Annotated in this window: 19 protein-coding genes; 11 read left to right on the top strand and 8 right to left on the bottom strand. The window is 63.9% G+C overall.

The window, feature by feature from the left end:
- Positions 1-9 precede the first annotated feature (9 nt).
- From Q0D31_RS22965 to Q0D31_RS22955, 3 genes are all read right to left on the bottom strand, one after another.
- A complete protein-coding gene (locus tag Q0D31_RS22965; protein ID WP_291856408.1) occupies positions 10-1,206 on the bottom strand; it encodes an NADH:flavin oxidoreductase/NADH oxidase in 1,197 nt (398 codons plus the stop codon).
- Positions 1,207-1,349: 143 nt separating this feature from the next.
- Positions 1,350-1,805 (bottom strand): GatB/YqeY domain-containing protein, encoded by a 456-nt coding sequence (locus tag Q0D31_RS22960; protein ID WP_291856406.1) that lies wholly within the window; start codon positions 1,803-1,805, stop codon positions 1,350-1,352.
- Between the two features lie 58 nt (positions 1,806-1,863).
- Complete coding sequence (locus Q0D31_RS22955; protein WP_291856404.1) at positions 1,864-2,565, bottom strand: alpha/beta hydrolase; 702 nt, start codon at positions 2,563-2,565, stop codon at positions 1,864-1,866.
- A 153-nt stretch (positions 2,566-2,718) separates the two neighbouring features.
- Here Q0D31_RS22955 and carA point away from each other — a divergent pair, with 153 nt between their 5' ends.
- From carA to Q0D31_RS22940, 3 genes are all read left to right on the top strand, one after another.
- A complete protein-coding gene (carA, locus tag Q0D31_RS22950; RefSeq protein ID WP_291856402.1) occupies positions 2,719-3,909 on the top strand; it encodes a glutamine-hydrolyzing carbamoyl-phosphate synthase small subunit in 1,191 nt (396 codons plus the stop codon).
- Between the two features lie 280 nt (positions 3,910-4,189).
- On the top strand, positions 4,190-4,690 hold the full coding sequence (locus Q0D31_RS22945) for a PaaI family thioesterase (RefSeq protein WP_291856400.1): 501 nt from the start codon (positions 4,190-4,192) through the stop codon (positions 4,688-4,690).
- Positions 4,691-4,743: 53 nt separating this feature from the next.
- Positions 4,744-5,277 carry a cupin domain-containing protein gene (locus Q0D31_RS22940; RefSeq protein WP_291856398.1) on the top strand — a complete coding sequence of 178 codons (534 nt, stop codon included), beginning with the start codon at positions 4,744-4,746 and terminating at the stop codon, positions 5,275-5,277.
- Between the two features lie 54 nt (positions 5,278-5,331).
- Here Q0D31_RS22940 and Q0D31_RS22935 read toward each other — a convergent pair whose 3' ends face one another.
- A complete protein-coding gene (locus Q0D31_RS22935) occupies positions 5,332-5,865 on the bottom strand; it encodes a DNA starvation/stationary phase protection protein (RefSeq protein WP_291856396.1) in 534 nt (177 codons plus the stop codon).
- Between the two features lie 119 nt (positions 5,866-5,984).
- Here Q0D31_RS22935 and Q0D31_RS22930 point away from each other — a divergent pair, with 119 nt between their 5' ends.
- The 4 genes from Q0D31_RS22930 (at position 5,985) to Q0D31_RS22915 (ending at position 11,517) form a co-directional block, all read left to right on the top strand.
- Positions 5,985-6,707 carry a class I SAM-dependent methyltransferase gene (locus Q0D31_RS22930; RefSeq protein ID WP_291856394.1) on the top strand — a complete coding sequence of 241 codons (723 nt, stop codon included), beginning with the start codon at positions 5,985-5,987 and terminating at the stop codon, positions 6,705-6,707.
- Positions 6,708-6,870: 163 nt separating this feature from the next.
- The gene (gene carB, locus Q0D31_RS22925) at positions 6,871-10,200 is read left to right on the top strand and encodes a carbamoyl-phosphate synthase large subunit (protein ID WP_291856392.1); all 3,330 of its coding nucleotides are present in this window, start codon (positions 6,871-6,873) and stop codon (positions 10,198-10,200) included.
- Between the two features lie 211 nt (positions 10,201-10,411).
- On the top strand, positions 10,412-10,888 hold the full coding sequence (gene greA, locus Q0D31_RS22920; RefSeq protein WP_291856390.1) for a transcription elongation factor GreA: 477 nt from the start codon (positions 10,412-10,414) through the stop codon (positions 10,886-10,888).
- A 209-nt stretch (positions 10,889-11,097) separates the two neighbouring features.
- Entirely contained in the window at positions 11,098-11,517 is a 420-nt protein-coding gene (locus Q0D31_RS22915; protein WP_291856388.1) for a DoxX family protein, read from the top strand.
- Positions 11,518-11,648: 131 nt separating this feature from the next.
- Here Q0D31_RS22915 and Q0D31_RS22910 read toward each other — a convergent pair whose 3' ends face one another.
- On the bottom strand, positions 11,649-12,128 hold the full coding sequence (locus Q0D31_RS22910; protein WP_291856386.1) for an Lrp/AsnC family transcriptional regulator: 480 nt from the start codon (positions 12,126-12,128) through the stop codon (positions 11,649-11,651).
- Positions 12,129-12,413: 285 nt separating this feature from the next.
- Here Q0D31_RS22910 and trxB point away from each other — a divergent pair, with 285 nt between their 5' ends.
- The 4 genes from trxB to Q0D31_RS22890 all read left to right on the top strand — a co-directional run bounded on the left by trxB (position 12,414) and on the right by Q0D31_RS22890 (position 16,274).
- Positions 12,414-13,379, top strand: coding sequence for a thioredoxin-disulfide reductase (gene trxB, locus Q0D31_RS22905; RefSeq protein WP_291856385.1), 966 nt, complete (start codon positions 12,414-12,416; stop codon positions 13,377-13,379).
- 2 nt (positions 13,380-13,381) lie between these two features.
- Positions 13,382-14,305, top strand: coding sequence for a LysR family transcriptional regulator (locus Q0D31_RS22900; RefSeq protein ID WP_291856383.1), 924 nt, complete (start codon positions 13,382-13,384; stop codon positions 14,303-14,305).
- 487 nt (positions 14,306-14,792) lie between these two features.
- Positions 14,793-15,836, top strand: a complete 1,044-nt coding sequence (gene dapA / locus Q0D31_RS22895; RefSeq protein ID WP_291856381.1) for a 4-hydroxy-tetrahydrodipicolinate synthase — start codon at positions 14,793-14,795, stop codon at positions 15,834-15,836.
- 303 nt (positions 15,837-16,139) lie between these two features.
- On the top strand, positions 16,140-16,274 hold the full coding sequence (locus Q0D31_RS22890; RefSeq protein WP_291856379.1) for a hypothetical protein: 135 nt from the start codon (positions 16,140-16,142) through the stop codon (positions 16,272-16,274).
- Between the two features lie 133 nt (positions 16,275-16,407).
- Here Q0D31_RS22890 and Q0D31_RS22885 read toward each other — a convergent pair whose 3' ends face one another.
- The 3 genes from Q0D31_RS22885 to Q0D31_RS22875 all read right to left on the bottom strand — a co-directional run bounded on the left by Q0D31_RS22885 (position 16,408) and on the right by Q0D31_RS22875 (position 18,051).
- Complete coding sequence (locus tag Q0D31_RS22885; protein WP_291856376.1) at positions 16,408-17,088, bottom strand: ParA family protein; 681 nt, start codon at positions 17,086-17,088, stop codon at positions 16,408-16,410.
- A gap of 186 nt (positions 17,089-17,274) precedes the next feature.
- Positions 17,275-17,583 carry a hypothetical protein gene (locus Q0D31_RS22880; protein WP_291856374.1) on the bottom strand — a complete coding sequence of 103 codons (309 nt, stop codon included), beginning with the start codon at positions 17,581-17,583 and terminating at the stop codon, positions 17,275-17,277.
- A 171-nt stretch (positions 17,584-17,754) separates the two neighbouring features.
- A complete protein-coding gene (locus tag Q0D31_RS22875; protein ID WP_291856372.1) occupies positions 17,755-18,051 on the bottom strand; it encodes a hypothetical protein in 297 nt (98 codons plus the stop codon).
- Between the last annotated feature and the right edge of the window lie 144 nt (positions 18,052-18,195).

Raw genomic sequence — 18,195 nt, 5'->3', positions numbered from 1 at the left:
ATCGACATCCTATGCCTGGCGCTTGACCACCCCGACCGGCGTGGCGAACCCTTCCATGGTTCGAATCCGTTTCTCGAGCCACCAGCCAAATTCGGGCGCCCAGTCCTCGAACTTCCGGTTGATTCCGAGATCATGGGCCCAGTGATTGGCGATGTTGGGGTTGAACTGGGATTGCCGCCCGACCGCGATCAGGTCGGCCTGGCCGTTGCGCAGGATCGCTTCGGCCTGCTGCGCTTCGAGAATGATGCCGACCGCCATCGTCGCGATGCCCACCTCCTTGCGGACGCGCTCGGCATAGGGGACCTGGAAGCCGAGGCCGCGCGGGACTTGCGCGGCCGTCGCCGAGCCTGATATGCCGCCGGAGGAGCAGTCGATCACGTCGGCGCCGCGGGACTTCAACTCGCGCGCAAAGACCACCGTGTCATCGAGATTCCAGCCATCCTTCGCGCCGTCGACGGCGGAGACCCGCACGAACAACGGCATGCCGTCAGGCATCTCGCGTCGCACCGCTTCGACGATATCGAGCGGCAGGCGCATGCGTCCCCAGCGATCGCCGCCATATTCATCATTGCGCGTGTTGGAAACGGGCGAGAGAAACGAGGCGAGCAGATAGCCATGGGCGGCATGGACCTCGATGGTATCGAAACCGGCGGCGACCGCGTTGCGGGCCGCCCTGGCCCAGGTGCCGACCATCGCCCGGCACTCGTCGGTGGTGAGCTGGCGTGGCGTCAGCCATCCATCGGCAACGGGCTCGCTGGTCGGCCCGACCGGCTGCCACAGCCTGGCGCCCGCCTTGATCTGCTCTGAGGTGAGCGGCCCCATGCCGTCCATCGCGCGCTGCGAGGACGATTTGCGGCCGCCATGCGCGAGTTGAATGCCGATCGCGGTGTTCTCGCCCCTCATGAACGCGATCAGGGGCTTGAAGCTCTGCACCTGGGCGTCGTTCCAGATACCGAGGTCATGCTCGTTGATCAGACCGACCTCTTCGACCGCCGTGGCCTCGACAAACACCAGCCCGAAGCCGCCGAGCGCGTAGCGGCCGAGATGCACGTTGTGAAAGAAGCCGCAGGTGCTGCCGGGCCCGGCGCGATAGTGCACCATCGGCGGAACGACCAGACGGTTCTTCAGCGTCAGGTCACGGATCCTTAACGGCTGGAACAGCAGGGGTCGCGCAGCATCAACGTCTTTGGCGATCGAATCTGACATGAAATACCTGTCGAATGAGGTGAGGACTCGCGCGAACAATTCCTCATTTCAGGTAGCAGGTCCAGTAGCGGCGGCGACCTGCCGTAGCCGGCGAATGCATGCCTGCCACGCCCATGCGTGATGCATCAAATGGCCGGCGAAACTCAGCCAGTCAGCGCCGCCTTCACCATGCCGCTGGCCTTGCCGAAATCCATTTGCCCGGCGAATTTCGCGCGCAGCGCCCCGATCACCTTGCCCATGTCCTTCATGCCGGCGGCGCCGGTTTCGGATATCGCGGCCGATATCGCCGCCTTCACCTCGTCCTCCGACATCTGCTTCGGCAGGTACGCCGAGATGATTGCGATCTCCTCGCGCTCCTGCGCCGCAAGCTCGGCGCGGCCGCCCTTGTCGTAGAGTTCGACCGATTCCTGGCGCTGCTTGATCATCTTCTGGAAAACGCCGAGCAGATCGGCGTCCGACAACGGCGGCTTGCCTTCGCCGCGCGCGGCGATGTCGGCGTTCTTGATGGTCGAGTTCACCATGCGCAACGTCGAGAGCTTGCGCTCGTCCTTGGCGCGCATGGCGTCCTTGACCGCATTGTTGATGTCGTCGCGCAGCATTGCGTTACCTCTTTGGATTTACCTGCCCTGATCTAGGCCGTTCGCGGTCCCAGAACAACTAGCTCCGCAGCCATTCGACCAGCGCCTCGGCGGTCGCCTGCGGCCGCTCGACCTGCGGCAGGTGACCGCAATCGGGCAGGATCACGAGCCTGGCGTTGCGGATGCTGTCGGCCATCTCCACCGACAGCGAATTCGGGATGGTGTTGTCCTGATCGCCCGAAAGCACCAGCGTCGGGCAGTCGATGCCGGCCAGCGTCGGCCGCGAGTCCGGCCGGCTGATGACCGCGATCTGCTGCCGAATGAAGGCCTCCGGCCCGACATCGTCGCCCATGTCGTGGACCAGCCGGCGCAGGCCCGCGTCCTCGCGGCGCGAGGGGTGGACGAAACCCGGAAAAAGCTCGTCGAGCACGGCGCGGTATTCGCCAGCCCGGGCGCGGGCCATCATGCCGCGGCGGCGCGCGGTCGCCTCCGGCGTATCCGCCCTAGCCTGGGTGTTGAGCAGCGCCAGCCGCGCCACCCGCTCGGGCGCCTGCCGCAGGATCTCGAAGGCGATGTAGCCGCCCATCGAATGCCCGGCCAGCGCGAAGCGCGGCGGCGCCTCGGCCAGAATCCGGCGCGCAATCAGGGCCATATTGTCGTCGCGGATGTGGTTGGCGACCATGACCGGCCCGAACCGCCACAGCGCCGGCACCACGGGGGCATAAATCCGCGGCGAGCAGACGAGGCCGGGAACGAGCAGAATAGGCATCGAATCATCCATGCCCGGCTCCAGATTCGGGGCGGATTTGACTGAAATCCGCAGGAACCCAGCTTAAGTCGGCGATGCTGCCTGTCAAATATGCGGCCTGCGCGTGTGAATCACGGGCTTTCCGGCTTTGACGCGCGGGGGTGCTTGCGACTATGAAGTGCGCTCATGACAACATCTGAAAACGCCTCGGCCTGGCCGGACCACAAACCGACCGCGCTGCTCGTGCTTGCCGATGGCACCGTGCTGGAGGGCTTCGGCCTTGGCGCGGAAGGCCACGCCGTCGGCGAAGTCTGCTTCAACACCGCGATGACGGGGTATGAGGAGATCCTCACCGATCCCTCCTACGCCGGGCAGCTCATCACCTTCACCTTCCCGCACATCGGCAATGTCGGCACCAACGAGGAAGATATCGAAACGGTGAACATGGCGGCGACGCCGGGCGCGCGCGGCGTGATCCTGCGTTCGGCGATATCAGACCCCTCGAACTACCGCGCCACAAGGCACCTCGATCAGTGGCTGCGGTCCCGCGGCATCATCGGCCTGTCGGGCATCGACACCAGGGCGCTGACGGCGCTGATCCGCACCAAGGGCATGCCGAACGCGGTGATTGCCCACGCCAGGAGCGGTGCCTTCGACCTGCCCGCGCTGAAACAGGAGGCGCGTGAATGGCCCGGCCTCGAAGGCATGGACCTGGTGCCGATGGTGACCTCGGCCCAGCGCTTCACCTGGGACGAGACGCCGTGGGTGTGGGAAAAGGGTTTTGGCCGCCAGACCGAGCCCGAATTCAACGTGGTCGCGATCGATTACGGCATCAAGCGAAACATCCTGCGGCTGCTCGCCGGCGAGGGCTGCAAGGTGACGGTGGTGCCGGCGACGACGACGGCCGAGGACATCCTGGCGATAAAGCCTGACGGCGTGTTCCTCAGCAACGGCCCCGGCGATCCGGCCGCGACCGGGAAATACGCGGTGCCGGTGATCAGGAAGGTGATCGAATCAGGCACGCCGACCTTCGGCATCTGCCTCGGCCACCAGATGCTGGGGTTGGCCGTCGGCGCCAGCACCATGAAGATGCATCAGGGCCATCACGGCGCCAACCATCCGGTCAAGGACGAGACCACCGGCAAGGTGGAGATCACCTCCATGAACCACGGCTTTGCCGTGGACCAGGCGACGCTGCCCAAGGGTGCGACCCAGACCCACATCTCGCTGTTCGACGGCTCCAATTGCGGCATCCAGCTCGACGGCAAACCGGTGTTCTCGGTGCAGTACCATCCGGAGGCCTCCCCCGGCCCGCGCGACTCGCACTATCTGTTCAAGCGCTTCGCCGACCTGATGCGGGCGAACAAGCGCGCGTAGGCGGCTTCCGCCGTCATTGCGAGCCAACGGGTCCGGCCTATGGCCGGCCCGATGACAGGCTCCGCGAAGCAATCCATCGGGCCGCAAAGCAAGGGTGGATTGCTTCGTCGCGGAGCCTGTCATCGGGCGCGCATTCGCGCGACCCGTTGGCTCCTCGCAATGACGAATCAACCCATGAGCGGAGCAAACCCGGGGCATGATGAGAAATCATGTGACGACACCCGCGCTTGGCGATATATCAATAATATGATGATCGTAATCATAATGACGAGAACTCTCCATGGACGATAGAACGACAGCCTCAAAGGTCGAGTACGGTGTAACGCCGACGCAGGTCATGGCGTCGATGCCGGGGCTGGACTTCGTCCGCGCCATTTTCGAGGGCAAACTGCCGGCGCCGCCGATCATGCAGAACGTCGAGCCGTTCGATTCAACCGCCGAGAAGGGCCATGTCGTGTTCCACAGCGTGCCCGGATTCCGGCACTACAATCCGATCGGCTCGGTGCATGGCGGCTACGCCGCGATCCTGCTGGATTCCGCGATGGGGCTCGCGGTCCACACCGCGCTGCCCGCCGGCAGCGGCTACACCACGCTGGAATTCAAGATCTCCTTCATCAAGGGCATGACCGAGGATACCGGCCCGGTCCGTACCGAGGGCAAGACCCTCAGCGTCGGCCGCCGCGCCGCCACGGCGGAAGCGCGGATCACCGACATCAAGGGCCGCCTGCTCGCGCACGCCACCACGACCTGCCTGGTTTTCGAGATCCCGAAGGCAACGTGAAGCGCTGACTTTGGTTTGGTCCCGGAGTAGTATTGCCCGCGGGAGCACCAACCATGTCCGTCGCCGACGCCGGGATCGAACCGCTCACTTTCTTCTTTGCCGACGACGGCCTTGTGCCCAACAACCCGATGCCGTTGCTGGTCTATCGGCGCGCCGTCGAGGTGGCGAACAACGATCCCGAAAGCACCATCGAGGCGCTGTTCGGCGCCAATGGCTGGGGCGGGATGTGGCGCAACGGCGTCTATGACTACCTGCACTATCACGCCACCGTGCATGAGGCGCTCGGCGTCGCCCGCGGCCAGGCCCGCGTGCAATTCGGCGGCGAGCGCGGCCAGACGCTGGAAATCTCAACCGGCGACATCGCCATCCTGCCCGCCGGCACCGGGCATCGATTGATCTCGGCGAGCAGGGATTTTTGCGTGGTCGGCGCCTATCCGCCCGGACCTTCGATGCAGATTACGCGGCCGACGCCCGAGAACCATGCGAAGGCGCTGAAGACGATTCCTCAAGTAAGGTTGCCGAAGTCCGACCCGGTGCGCGGCGAAGGCGGCCCGCTGGTCAGGCTGTGGAAGAGCGGCGCGGCTTGATTCGTCGGGCGGGTCGGGATGTGCAACCCGCCCGATGCCGCCACAGATACCGACCTACGCCGCGTTGGCGCCTTCCTGGCGGCTGGCCTCGAACAGAAACCAGGTGCGGCGCTCGGTTTCGTCGATAAAAAGTTCGAGCAGTTGCGCGGTGCCCCTGTCCTCATTGTCGTCCGCCAGCTTGTGCGCCTTCCGCATCGCAGCCGCCATGTGCTTGTTGTCTTCCATCAACTCGCGCAGCATTTCGCGCGGCGGCACGTAAGGCTCGTCATTGTCCTCGATGGTCTGCAATTTGGCGATCTGCCCGATCGAGCGGATCGTGAGGCCGCCGAGCTTGCGCACCCGCTCGGCGAGCTGGTCGGTGGTGCCCAGGATCGCCGCTGACTGCTCGTCCAGCATCAGATGGTAATCGCGGAAATGCCGGCCGGAGACATGCCAATGGAAGTTCTTGGTCTTCAGATAGAGCGCGAAGGCGTCTGCCAGCAGCGTGTTGAGCGCGCCGGAAACCTTCTCGACGGCGGCCGGCGGCAGGTCGGTCGGCGTGTCGAGATCGGGGGACACCTTGCCGGATTTATTGTTCGCTTTGCTCATGAGGGCTTTCCTGTTGGGACCGCACAGCCGTGGCAGTAGACATTGGCCGACGAACCACCTAACGCATCACCTTGCCGCCGGTTCCTTCACTGGAACCACCGTATGCCGGACGCGCCCGCATGGAAGAATGGATCGACTATTACGACTCCACGCATACGATCTATGCGAGCAAGCGGCATCGCGACCTGCACTTCCAGATCATCGCGCGCGACATCATCGGCTACATCTCCTCGCCGGACTCGGTGGTGCTGGACTATGCCTGCGGCGAGGCGCTCTCGGCCGTCAAGGTGGCGGACGCCTGCGGCAAGCTCTATCTGGCCGAGCCCGCGCCCGGCGTTCGCGGCCGGCTGATCGCGCGGTTTGCGCCCAACACCAAGATCCGCGTGCGCTCGCTGGACGATTTGCGCCATATGGACGAGGCGTCGGTTGATCTCGTCGTGATGAATTCGGTGGCGCAATACATGACGCCGGAGGAACTGGACCGCGCCTTTGCCGTCATTCGCCGGCTGTTGAAACCGACCGGCCGGCTGGTGCTGGGCGACGTGCTGCGGCCCGAGATCGGCATGGGGCGCGACGTGCTGGCGCTGCTGAGATTCGCGCGCGCGCACGGCTTTCTCACCGATGCGCTCTACGGGCTCGCCAGCACGGCCTTGTCCGACTACCGGCAATTGCGCTCCCGCGTCGGGCTGCAGCGCTACAGCGAGGCCGGGATGGTCGCAAAGCTCGCCGCCGCCGGCTTCTCCGCCTCGCGCGCCCACGTCAATATCGGCCACAACCCGTGGCGAATGACGTTCGTGGCGCGGCACGCGCTGGGGCAGGCGCCGCGCTCCGCATCTGACTGACGGCAGGTGCGAAAATCGCGGTTGACGGGGGATTTTGGGGGTTTCGCGGCTGCGAAATCTGGTCTAAAGACCACCCGCGCGCGAGGGCAACCCTCACGCTAAGGCTCAAGGGACGCGCGGCTGCGCGCCCTTTTTTTGTGCCTGATTCCCAGTCTGAGAGCTGATGCCCAAGAGAACCGACATCTCCACCATCCTGATCATCGGCGCCGGGCCGATCGTGATCGGCCAGGCCTGCGAATTCGACTATTCCGGCACGCAGGCGGTGAAGACCCTGAAGCAAGAGGGCTATCGCATCGTCCTCGTCAATTCCAATCCGGCCACCATCATGACCGACCCGGAACTGGCTGACGCCACCTATATCGAGCCGATCACGCCGGAAATCGTCGCCAAGATCATCGAGAAGGAGCGTTACGTGGTCCCGGGCGGCTTTGCGCTGCTGCCCACGATGGGCGGGCAGACCGCGCTCAACTGCGCGCTGTCGCTGCGCAAGCAGGGCACGCTCGCCAAGTTCGACGTCGAGATGATCGGCGCCACCGCCGATGCCATCGACAAGGCGGAGGACCGCGGCCGTTTCCGCGAGGCCATGACCCGCATCGGGTTGGAAACGCCGCGCTCGATCCAGATCAAGAACCTGCCCGACGCGTTGCGCGCGCTGGATGATATCGGGCTGCCCGCGATCATCCGCCCCTCCTTCACCATGGGCGGCACCGGCGGCGGCATCGCCTACACCAAGGCCGAATTCATCGAGATCGTCGAGCGCGGCATCGACGCCTCCCCCACCAACGAAGTCCTGATCGAGGAAAGCGTCCTCGGCTGGAAGGAGTTCGAGATGGAGGTGGTGCGCGACAGGAAAGACAATTGCATCATCGTCTGCTCGATCGAGAACCTCGATCCGATGGGCGTGCATACCGGCGATTCCATCACGGTCGCGCCGGCGCTGACCCTGACCGACAAGGAATACCAGATCATGCGCGACGCCTCGCTGGCGGTGCTGCGCGAGATCGGGGTGGAGACCGGCGGCTCCAACGTTCAATTCGGCGTCAACCCGGCCGACGGCCGCATGGTCGTGATCGAAATGAACCCGCGGGTCTCGCGCTCCTCGGCGCTGGCCTCGAAGGCGACCGGCTTTCCGATCGCAAAGGTCGCCGCCAAGCTCGCGGTCGGCTACACGCTGGACGAGATCGCCAACGACATCACCGGCGGGGCGACGCCGGCGTCGTTCGAGCCGACCATCGACTACGTCGTGACGAAAATCCCGCGCTTTGCGTTCGAGAAGTTTCCGGGCGCCTCCCATACCCTGACGACATCGATGAAGTCGGTCGGCGAGGTGATGGCGATCGGCCGCACCTTCCAGGAAAGCCTGCAGAAGGCGCTGCGCGGGCTCGAGACCGGCCTGACCGGGCTTGACGAGATCGAGATCGAGGGCCTGGGCCGCGACGATGACAAGAACGCGGTTCGCGCCGCGCTCGGCACGCCGACGCCGAACCGCATCCTGCAGGTAGCGCAGGCGATGCGGCTCGGCTGGTCGAACGAGGAAATCTTCAACTCCTGCAAGATCGACCCGTGGTTTCTTGCCGAGATGCGCGGCATCGTCGAGATCGAGACCAAGATCAGGACCAACGGCCTGCCGCCGAACGCGTTCGGCATGCGCACGCTCAAATCCATGGGGTTCTCCGACGCCCGGCTCGCGGTGCTGTCGGAGAGCACCGAAGCCGAGGTCACCGCCAAGCGCCACGCGCTCGGCGTCCGCCCGGTGTTCAAGCGCATCGACACCTGCGCGGCCGAGTTCGCCTCGCCCACCGCCTACATGTACTCGACCTATGAATCGCCGTTCGCAGGCCATCTCGCCGACGAAAGCGCGCCGTCCGACCGGAAGAAGGTCATCATCCTCGGCGGCGGCCCGAACCGCATCGGTCAGGGCATCGAGTTCGACTATTGCTGCTGCCACGCCTGCTTCGCACTCGCCGACGCCGGCTATGAGACCATCATGATCAACTGCAATCCGGAGACGGTATCGACCGATTACGACACCGCCGACCGCCTCTATTTCGAGCCGCTCACCGCCGAGGACGTGCTGGAGATCATCGCGACCGAACGCCGCAACGGCACGCTGCACGGCGTCATCGTGCAGTTCGGCGGCCAGACCCCGCTCAAGCTGGCGCGCGCACTGGAGGCGGCCGACGTTCCGATCCTGGGCACCTCGCCCGACGCGATCGACCTTGCCGAGGACCGCGACCGCTTCAAGCGCATCCTCGACAAGCTGCGGCTGAAGCAGCCGAAGAACGGTATCGCCTACTCGGTCGAGCAGGCGCGGCTGGTGGCCGCCGATCTAGGCCTGCCGCTGGTGGTGCGCCCGTCCTATGTGCTGGGCGGCCGCGCGATGCAGATCATCCGCGAGGAAAACCAGCTCAACGACTACCTGCTCGGCACCCTGCCCGAGCTGGTGCCGGCCGACGTCAAGGCGCGCTACCCCAACGACAAGACCGGGCAGATCAACACCGTGCTTGGCAAGAACCCGCTGCTGTTCGACCGCTATTTGTCGGACGCCACCGAGATCGACGTCGACTGCCTGTGCGACGGCAAGGACACCTTTGTCGTCGGCATCATGGAGCATATCGAGGAGGCCGGCATCCACTCCGGCGATTCCGCCTGCTCGCTGCCGCCGCATTCGCTCGACGCCGGGATGATCGAGGAACTGGAGCGGCAAACCCGCGAGCTTGCGCTCGGCCTCGACGTCGTCGGCCTGATGAACGTGCAATTCGCCATCAAGGACGGCGACATCTATGTGCTCGAGGTCAATCCGCGCGCCTCGCGCACCGTGCCGTTCGTCGCCAAGGTCGTCGGCACGCCGGTGGCCAAGATCGCCGCCCGCATCATGGCCGGCGAGAAGCTTGCCGACTTCAAATTGAAGAAGCGCAAGCTCGGCCATGTCGGGGTCAAGGAATCGGTGTTCCCGTTCGCCCGCTTCCCCGGCGTCGATACGGTGCTGGGGCCGGAGATGCGGTCGACCGGCGAGGTGATGGGGATCGACCGCTCGTTCGAGGTCGCCTTTGCCAAGAGCCAGCTCGGCGGCGGCACCCGCGTGCCGCGCAAGGGCACCGTGTTCGTCTCGGTGCGCGAGAGCGACAAGCACCGCATCACCGAGGCGGTCCGCCTGTTGCACTCGCTCGGCTTCAAGGTGATGGGCACCTCGGGCACGCAGCGCTTCCTCACCGACAACGGCGTGCCGACCGAGAAGGTCAACAAGGTGCTGGAGGGCCGGCCGCATATCGTCGACGCCATCACCAACGGCGACATCCAGCTCGTTTTCAACACCACCGAAGGGCCTCAGGCGCTGGCCGACAGCCGTTCGTTGCGCCGTGCTGCCCTCTTGCATAAAGTGCCATATTACACCACTCTTTCAGGTGCCGTGGCGGCCGCCCAGGGCATCCGCGCCTATCTGGGCGGGGACCTTGAGGTCCGCACGCTGCAAAGCTATTTTTCCGAAAACTGATCGTTTGCCGGGCGAAACGCCCGCCAAACGGTTGGCAAGAAAAGCCGGTATGGCTGGAACCCATCGTTCGTTTGGTTGTTTGTAGGCCCCTGACGGGGCCTGAAATCAATAGGCTGTCGGGCTCGCCTTGGGTTCAGGGCCTGATCGAATCGAAGCGTGGCTCGTGCGTGCAGCCGGTCGGCGGCTCGCACGATGGAAGGACGGAAAGAGAATGATGGAAAAGGTTCCGATGACCGCCAGCGGCTATGCCGCTCTCGAGGTCGAGTTGAAGCAGCGCCAGTCGGTGGAGCGTCCGCGCATCATCGAGCACATCGCCGAGGCGCGCTCGCACGGAGACCTTTCCGAGAACGCGGAATACCACGCCGCCAAGGAAGAGCAGTCGCACAATGAAGGCCGCATCGCCGAGCTCGAAGACAAGCTCGCGCGCGCCGACATCATCGACATCAGCAAGCTGTCGGGCGACACCGTCAAGTTCGGCGCCACCGTCACGCTGATCGACGAGGACACCGACAAGAAGGCGGTGTGGCAGATCGTCGGCGAGCCCGAGGCCGACGCCAAGAAGGGCCGCATCTCCATCACCTCGCCGCTGGCCCGCGCCCTGATCGGCAAGAAAAAGGGCGCGACCGTGGAAGTCGTGGCGCCCGGCGGCGCCAAGGCCTACGAGATCACCAAGGTGGAGTGGCGGTAGGGGTTTACTGCGAAGCCAGCCGGGTATCTGCGTTCGAAAAAGCCGCGTTGACCACGCGGCTTTTTTGTTGCGCTGGTGTCCGGGGGCAAGGTTTGGCTCGGCGCGGAATGATCCCGTTCGCAAGGTGTTGATATGAGTTCACATAGCGGTGACGAAGCGCAGCCATTGCATTAGTTTTGGAACGCTATCGGGTCAAACGGGGGGATGACATGGACCAATTCGACAAAATGCTTGCGAAATGGCAACCGGCGGCACTGAGCCTGCTTCGTTTCATCACCGGGTTGCTGCTGTTTCAGTTCGGTGTCGCCAAGCTTCTGAAGTTTCCGGCGATTCCGGAGGGTAACGCCTACGCCTTCCTCAACAAGGTGCAATTGATGTCACTGGGGGGAGCTGCCGGTGTGCTCGAATTGATTCTGGGCGCGCTCTTGCTGATCGGACTGTTCACCCGGCCCGCCGCCTTTGTTCTTTCCGGGCTGATGGCCTTTGCCTATTTCCTCGGTCACGCGCCGAAGAATTTTTTCCCTCTCATCAACGGCGGCACGCTGGCGATCCTGTTCTGCTTTGCCTGCCTCTATCTGTCGACGGCGGGCGGCGGCCCGTACAGCGTCGATGCGATGCGAAAGAAGTAATCGGACGCCATCACACAATCCGTCATTCCGGGATGGTCCGAAGGACCAGTCCCGGAATCTCGAGATTCTCAGGTGCGCAATTGCGCACCGTAGCTCGATGCTATCGCATCGCCCCGGAATGACTCTCAATTTCAGCCCGGCACCCTCACTTCGAGGGGCACCGCCGCTTCGAACTTCGAATTGTGCAGCACCAGCGACGTCCTGACGTTGCGGACGTGGGGTGCTGCGGTCAGATGCGTGACAAATTCCTGAAACGTCGCCATGTCGGGCGCGACGCATTTCAGGATGAAGTCCACCTCGCCTGAGAGCATCCAGCATTCCCGCACCAGGGGCTCGGCGCGGACGAAATCCTCGAACGCACGCAAATCGGCATCCGTCTGGCTCGATAGATGCACCGACGCGAATACGGTGACGTCAAAGCCGAGCCGGCGCGGGTCCAGCAACCCGCGGTAGCCCTGAATGTAGCCCTCTTCCTCCAGGGTGCGAACCCGGCGCAAACAGGGCGGCGGCGATATGCCGACGCGCTTTGCCAGTTCCACGTTAGTGATACGGCCATCGGCCTGGATTTCGGCGAGGATTTTGAGATCGATCTCGTCAAGGTTCTTCGGCACCGGGGGTCTGTTTCCGTATGAGCTGGAGGCCTGCCAAGGGGTATTTGGCAGGCCCAATGCAATACTCTTAGCGCAGCTCCCGCGTCAGGCGCAATTTTATTACGCGTGCAATGCGCCATCTGGTCAAACCGCGTGGAAAATGCGCTTGGTTGGATTGCAATTCTTGCATAGCTACACAGATGTCCTAGACTTGGATTTGACACTTTCAGCGCCACCGCGATGCCTTTCCGGGGTGCACCACGCCCAAGCCCTGACCAAACGCCCTTAGAAGAGAGGGACCGACCGATGCCTGCCGCCATCCATTCCAAGGTCGTCATTATCGGGTCCGGCCCGGCCGGTTACACCGCGGCGATCTACGCGGCGCGGGCGATGCTCGAGCCCGTGCTGATTCAAGGCATCCAGCCCGGCGGGCAACTCACCATCACCACCGATGTGGAGAACTATCCGGGCTTCGCCGACGTCATCCAGGGTCCGTGGCTGATGGAACAAATGGAGAAGCAGGCGACGCATGTCGGCACCAGGATCGTCACCGATCTCGTCAACAAGCTGGAGCTTTCGCAGCGTCCGTTCCGACTCACCTGCGACAGCGGCGAGGTCTATCTGGCCGAAACGGTGATCCTTGCCACCGGCGCGCAGGCACGCTGGCTCGGCATCCCCTCGGAAGAAAAATACAAGGGCTTCGGCGTTTCCGCCTGCGCGACCTGCGACGGATTCTTTTATCGCGGCAAGGAAGTCATGGTGGTCGGTGGCGGCAACACCGCGGTCGAGGAGGCGCTGTTCCTGACCAGATTCGCATCGCAAGTGACCGTCGTGCACCGCCGCGATCACTTCCGAGCCGAGCGCATCCTGCAGGACCGGCTGTTCAAGCACCCCAAGATCAGGGTGATCTGGGATAGCGCCGTCGACGAAATCTGCGGCGTCGACAATCCCGGCAAGGTTACCCATGTGCGCCTGAAAAACGTCAGGACAGGCGGGCTGACGGAGGTGCCGGCAGACGGCGTCTTCATCGCCATCGGCCACGCGCCGGCGACCGACCTCGTCGCCGGTCAGATCAAGCTGAAACCAACGGGCTATGTCGAGGTGGCGCCGAACTCGACGGCGACCTCGATCCCCGGCCTGTTCGCCGCCGGCGACGTGGCCGACGAAACCTATCGGCAGGCGGTCACGGCCGCCGGCCTTGGCTGTATGGCGGCCCTCGAGGCCGAGCGTTTCCTGGCCCTGCGCGCCAGCGACCGTGCAGCGGCGGAGTGATCATGCGTCGAACCCGAGACGGATTAACCGACATGGACTGGGACAAGCTGAAAGTGTTTCACGCGGCGGCGGAGGCAGGCAGCTTCACCCATGCCGGCGAGCAACTCGGTTTGTCGCAATCGGCGGTGTCGCGACAGGTCAGCGCGCTGGAGCAGGAACTCTCGGTGTCGCTGTTCCACCGTCACGCGCGCGGGCTGATCCTCACCGAGCAGGGCGACCTGCTGTTTCGCACCGCGCATGACGTGTTCATGCAATTGCAGGCGGCGCGGGCCAAGCTTACCGACAGCCGCGAGCGGCCAAGCGGCGACCTCAAGATCACCACGCCGCCGGCGCTCGGCATCAACTGGCTGATCCCGCGGCTCGACGAATTCACCGCGCTCTATCCCGACATCCGAATTTCGCTGATCGTTACCGACGAGGATCTGGATCTGTCGATGCGTGAGGCGGATGTCGCAATCCGCACCCGCAAGCCGACCCAACCCGACCTGATCCAGCGCAAGCTGTTCTCGATAGGATTCCACGCCTACTGCTCGCCGGAATACATCAAGCGTTTCGGCACGCCGCGCACCCTGGACGACCTCGATTCGCACCGCATCATCATGCTCGGCGATGCGCAGGTCCCCTCGCATCTGCAGAACCGCAACTGGCTGATCGACGCCGGCCGCAACGGCTCGGGTCCGCGCGAGGCCTATTTCAAGGTCAACAACATCCTGGGACTGGTCCGCGCCTGCCAGCAAGGCCTCGGCATCGCCGCGCTGCCCGACTATCTGGTCGAGGAAAACAACCGCCTCGTGCAGTTGTTCGGCGAGTCCGACTCGATCCAGCTCGACACCTATTTCGTCTATCCGGAGGAGCTGAAAACGGTGGCGCGGGTGCAGGTGTTCCGCGATTTCGTCGTCAGCAAGGCGCAGCGCTGGCCGTCATAAAGCGGGCAGGCCCCGCGCTTCGCATGACTGACATGCGGCGCGGGCGGTTGCCGGAAGGCGCCGATGGGGATCATATTGATCCTACACTGATCGGTTGCGCTACGCACATGTCCCCCTCCTCCAGTGGCGCGGCGGTTCAGTAATCCCTCTTGGAAGGTGATTGTGTCGGCCTCACGTGGCCAATACCTTGGGCCGGGCTCGTTCGAGCCCGGCTTTTTTTCGAGCCCGCGGTTTTCGACCAGCGCTGTGGGCCGGCTCCCGCCTGTGTCAGCTTGTCCGCCGATTGACAACAGAGCCGACCGCCACCATCATGATCTCATGATCACGCGTTCGTGCGCCGCATTGTCGTCGAAAAAAGGGTCCCACCTCGGGGCCCCGGATCGACGCGCGCGCTAGAACCTGCCGCATTCACGATCTCAGAAACCCCGCCGTCTGGACGGGGTTTTTTGTTGCCCGTCTCCGGCTCACCCACCGAGGAGATGCAACAATGAGTGACCGAGCCGCGAACGATCTGCAGAGCCAGCTGCAGGGCCTTTGGCTGCCCCTGGTTACGCCGTTTCGCGACGGTGCGCTTGACGAGGCCAGCCTGCGCCGGCTGGTCAGGCACTATGCCGGCTCCCCCATCGACGGCCTGATCCTCGCGGCGACGTCGGGCGAAGGCATGGCGCTCGACACCGCCGAACTCAAGCAGTTGGTCGTGGCGGTGCGCGCCGAACTGGCGGCCAGCGAACGCTGCATGCCGGTCTGCCTTGGGCTATCCGGCGCCGCGACCGCGAAGATGCTGGACGCGCTGGATGAGACGGCGACCTGGCCGATCGACGGCTATCTGATCGCCAGCCCCTATTACATCAGACCCTCGCAGCGCGGCCTGCTGCAGCATTTCGAAGCGCTTGCCGATCACGCCGCCTGGCCGATCGTGCTCTACAACATCCCGTACCGGAGCGCGGTCAATCTCGACAACGAAACGCTGCTGCGGCTTGCCCGGCACAGGAACATCGTCGGCATCAAGGATTGCGGCGCCGACCGCGCGCAGTCGGTCGAATTCCTGCGCCACAAGCCGTCGGATTTTCGCGTGCTGACCGGAGAGGACGCGCACTTCCACGCGGCGCTTACCGATGGCGCCGACGGCGCTATCCTGCTGTCGGCGCACATGGAGACAGAAACATTCGCGGCGGTGCGAACACTGCTGAAGCAGGGTGACATGGACGGTGCGCTGGCTTGCTGGGAAAGCGTCGCCGAATTGACGCGATTGCTGTTCGCCGAGCCCAGCCCCGCGCCCGCCAAGCACTGGCTGGCGCGCAGCGGACTGATCGACAGCGCCGAGGTGCGCCTGCCGATGGTGGCCGCGAGCGCAGAGCTGGCGGCGCGGCTGGATTTTGAATTCGACCGGCGAAGGATGCTGCTGTCGCGCGGCGCACCCGATCAGCCCTCTCCCTCCGACAGCGGCAGGGAAAAAGCGACGTCAGCTCACGAGCAGGCGATAGGTCAGCACCGGCGCGAAGCCGAGCACCATCGCCCAGATCGCGAATGACGAGACCAGGAACACGTCATGCATTCGCTGGGCATGCACGCAGGTCGGATATTTCGGATTGTGATCGGTCATCGGAGCCCCCGTCGTTTCTTGTTGACGGCGCATCATACGCTCAAGGACCTTATCATTGAGGCCGGGCCTTCGCTCGACTGCGAAGCTTTGCGGCAACCTGGCGTTAACCAGCATTCGTCCGTGGTTAATCGGCGGTAGCACCTGGGGTTAAATGCGAGCGAAATCGCGACCGGGTTCTTAAAGCCGATCGCCTATCAATGCCCTCACAACAACTAACCACGGGGGCGTTTCGTGCATTTCGAAAACAACACTACCCCTGAGCAACAGGGCTTCACGACCGAGGACATTGTCTGGGCGGTCGGCGTCTGGTCGGTGATCCTGACCCTTTCGCCGGTCGTGGTGTTCTACATGCTGATGGTGGCGTAATCCGCGCATCCGCACGGATCGTTTCGCGCCTCCGCCGGTTTCGTCGCCATGCGCCATCCCGGCGGCAATTCACCACGACCTAAAAACGCGCGGAACCCGCGCGTTCTTTGGCAGCTCCGAAAAAGCGGCGTTGCTACGCCGCCTGCTTGTGCATGGCGCCCGATGCCGACGCCGTCCCGCGAATCGCCTTGATCGAGCGTTCGATCGCACCCCACAACCTGCTGATCTCGGCCGCAGCCCGGCCTTCCGCGTAGTACTCGCGGGCGCCTTCGCCTTGACCAAGCGCCATCAGCAGATCGGCACGGTTGGTGATCTGACCGCTCCACACCGGCGCACGGAACTTTGCCAGCGCTTCGCGCGCGATGGCGACGATGCGGCTTTCGGCCCCGTCGCGCTCCGCGGGCGCGCCGTTGATCACGACGGCGTAGGGCTTGCGCGCCGTGCGGCAGGTTTGAATCGTCTCCTGCACGGCGTTGACGTCGAACACGCCGGGCCGCGCCGGGATGATCACCATCGTGGCGTTCTTGATGGCGTCTTCGACGACCGCCGACAGATTCGGCGGCGTGTCGATGAAGACCCATTCAACGCCGTCGCGCTTGGCAGCAGCGACGATTCCGCTGACGGAATTCACCGCGGCCTTGATCGGCGGTTCGTTGGTGCCGCGCAGCTTGTGCCACAGCGTGAGAGAGCCCTGCGGGTCGGCGTCGACCAGCAGGATGGGTTTCGTTGCCTTGTGAACATGGGCAGCGAGATGAGCAGCCAGGGTACTTTTTCCCGAGCCTCCCTTACGCGAAGCGAAAACTATGACGTTCATACCTTGGCCTCCAGATTGACCCTAGGAGACGAAAATGAATCACCGCGCTGATTCGTGAAAGAAAAATTTAACGTCTGTCGCCACAAAGCCACGGATTTGCCAACAAGGCTGGTTTTTGAGTCACACTCGGTAGCAGAACAACCAGGGATGGAATCGCAATGATGGATCGACGGGTGGCTTGAGGCTTCAACGCATGTCCTTGGCACGCTCGCGCGCGATCCATTTGCGTTCGACCCATCCGAGCCCCTTCGCCATCGGCTTTTGAAACGCCGGCACGTCCTGCGCGAACAAAACGAGTCCGAGCGGCAGCATCCAGACTCCCAGCACCGGCAAGAATCCGAAAATCCCGCCTACCATCAACAGGATGGCCACCGGGATCCGCGCGTAGCGCGACGACGGCTTGCGCAGCCAGCCGACGAATCTTGCCGGCCGTGGCGGCAGCTTCTCTTCGAACCATGCAAAATGCCGGTCGAGCTCCTGCTTGTGTTCGCTCAATGGACTTCCTCCTTCCCAGAGAGATGTCCACGAAACATGCCGCCGGCAAGGGCGTCAGTCTGTCGCGCGAAGGCGCCGTTGCGCGATAGCCGAGAGGCCGTGGCGGGTTTGATCGTCGGATAGGAGGTCGTCTGGATTTTCGAGGTTTGGCGCTCACCCCGTGTGCCGAGCTTAGGGCCGGATCACGGTTGGCCGTCCGACGGGCCTGACCGCAACCTCGTCCGTCTCGGGACCGGGCCTGAAATGCGCCCGGCATTGCGGCGAGAGCTGGGACTTGTTGCGGATCATGCAGGCCGTCACGCGGTTGACGTCGGGAATGTCGGCGCTGCAGAGCCGAAACGCATCGCCGGTGCAGGCCTGCTCCTGCTCGGGAGTGTGGGACCTGCTTGCGGCGGGCCACATCGAAACCAAGCACGCGGTGCCCAGCAACAAGCCAAAGTGAAGATATCCGGTCCGAAAAAACGACATCGATTTGATCCCCCCGGCGCAAATCAGCTGAAGGAAGTGTGATTGAAGGATTTCGGATTCGCAAGCACGCGCGGGCCACAGGCCGCAGCAATTAGCATATCGCGCCTGGCGCGGGAGACACTTTGAGCCGCCGGTCATCGATGT

Source organism: Bradyrhizobium sp. (assembly GCF_022844465.1).
GTDB lineage: Bacteria > Pseudomonadota > Alphaproteobacteria > Rhizobiales > Xanthobacteraceae > Bradyrhizobium.
The sequence above is the reverse complement of the archived record's forward strand: the minus strand, read 5'-3'. Positions and strand labels throughout refer to the sequence as shown.

Bases quoted from the DNA above. Each gene is read 5' to 3' on its own strand.
- Q0D31_RS22965 (WP_291856408.1), bottom strand. From the start codon at position 1,206: ATGTCAGATTCGATCGCCAAAGACGTTGATGCTGCGCGACCCCTGCTG.
- Q0D31_RS22960 (WP_291856406.1), bottom strand. From the start codon at position 1,805: ATGCTGCGCGACGACATCAACAATGCGGTCAAGGACGCCATGCGCGCC.
- Q0D31_RS22955 (WP_291856404.1), bottom strand. From the start codon at position 2,565: ATGGATGATTCGATGCCTATTCTGCTCGTTCCCGGCCTCGTCTGCTCG.
- carA (WP_291856402.1), top strand. From the start codon at position 2,719: ATGACAACATCTGAAAACGCCTCGGCCTGGCCGGACCACAAACCGACC.
- Q0D31_RS22945 (WP_291856400.1), top strand. From the start codon at position 4,190: ATGGACGATAGAACGACAGCCTCAAAGGTCGAGTACGGTGTAACGCCG.
- Q0D31_RS22940 (WP_291856398.1), top strand. From the start codon at position 4,744: ATGTCCGTCGCCGACGCCGGGATCGAACCGCTCACTTTCTTCTTTGCC.
- Q0D31_RS22935 (WP_291856396.1), bottom strand. From the start codon at position 5,865: ATGAGCAAAGCGAACAATAAATCCGGCAAGGTGTCCCCCGATCTCGAC.
- Q0D31_RS22930 (WP_291856394.1), top strand. From the start codon at position 5,985: ATGGAAGAATGGATCGACTATTACGACTCCACGCATACGATCTATGCG.
- carB (WP_291856392.1), top strand. From the start codon at position 6,871: ATGCCCAAGAGAACCGACATCTCCACCATCCTGATCATCGGCGCCGGG.
- greA (WP_291856390.1), top strand. From the start codon at position 10,412: ATGATGGAAAAGGTTCCGATGACCGCCAGCGGCTATGCCGCTCTCGAG.
- Q0D31_RS22915 (WP_291856388.1), top strand. From the start codon at position 11,098: ATGGACCAATTCGACAAAATGCTTGCGAAATGGCAACCGGCGGCACTG.
- trxB (WP_291856385.1), top strand. From the start codon at position 12,414: ATGCCTGCCGCCATCCATTCCAAGGTCGTCATTATCGGGTCCGGCCCG.
- Q0D31_RS22900 (WP_291856383.1), top strand. From the start codon at position 13,382: ATGCGTCGAACCCGAGACGGATTAACCGACATGGACTGGGACAAGCTG.
- dapA (WP_291856381.1), top strand. From the start codon at position 14,793: ATGAGTGACCGAGCCGCGAACGATCTGCAGAGCCAGCTGCAGGGCCTT.
- Q0D31_RS22885 (WP_291856376.1), bottom strand. From the start codon at position 17,088: ATGAACGTCATAGTTTTCGCTTCGCGTAAGGGAGGCTCGGGAAAAAGT.
- Q0D31_RS22875 (WP_291856372.1), bottom strand. From the start codon at position 18,051: ATGTCGTTTTTTCGGACCGGATATCTTCACTTTGGCTTGTTGCTGGGC.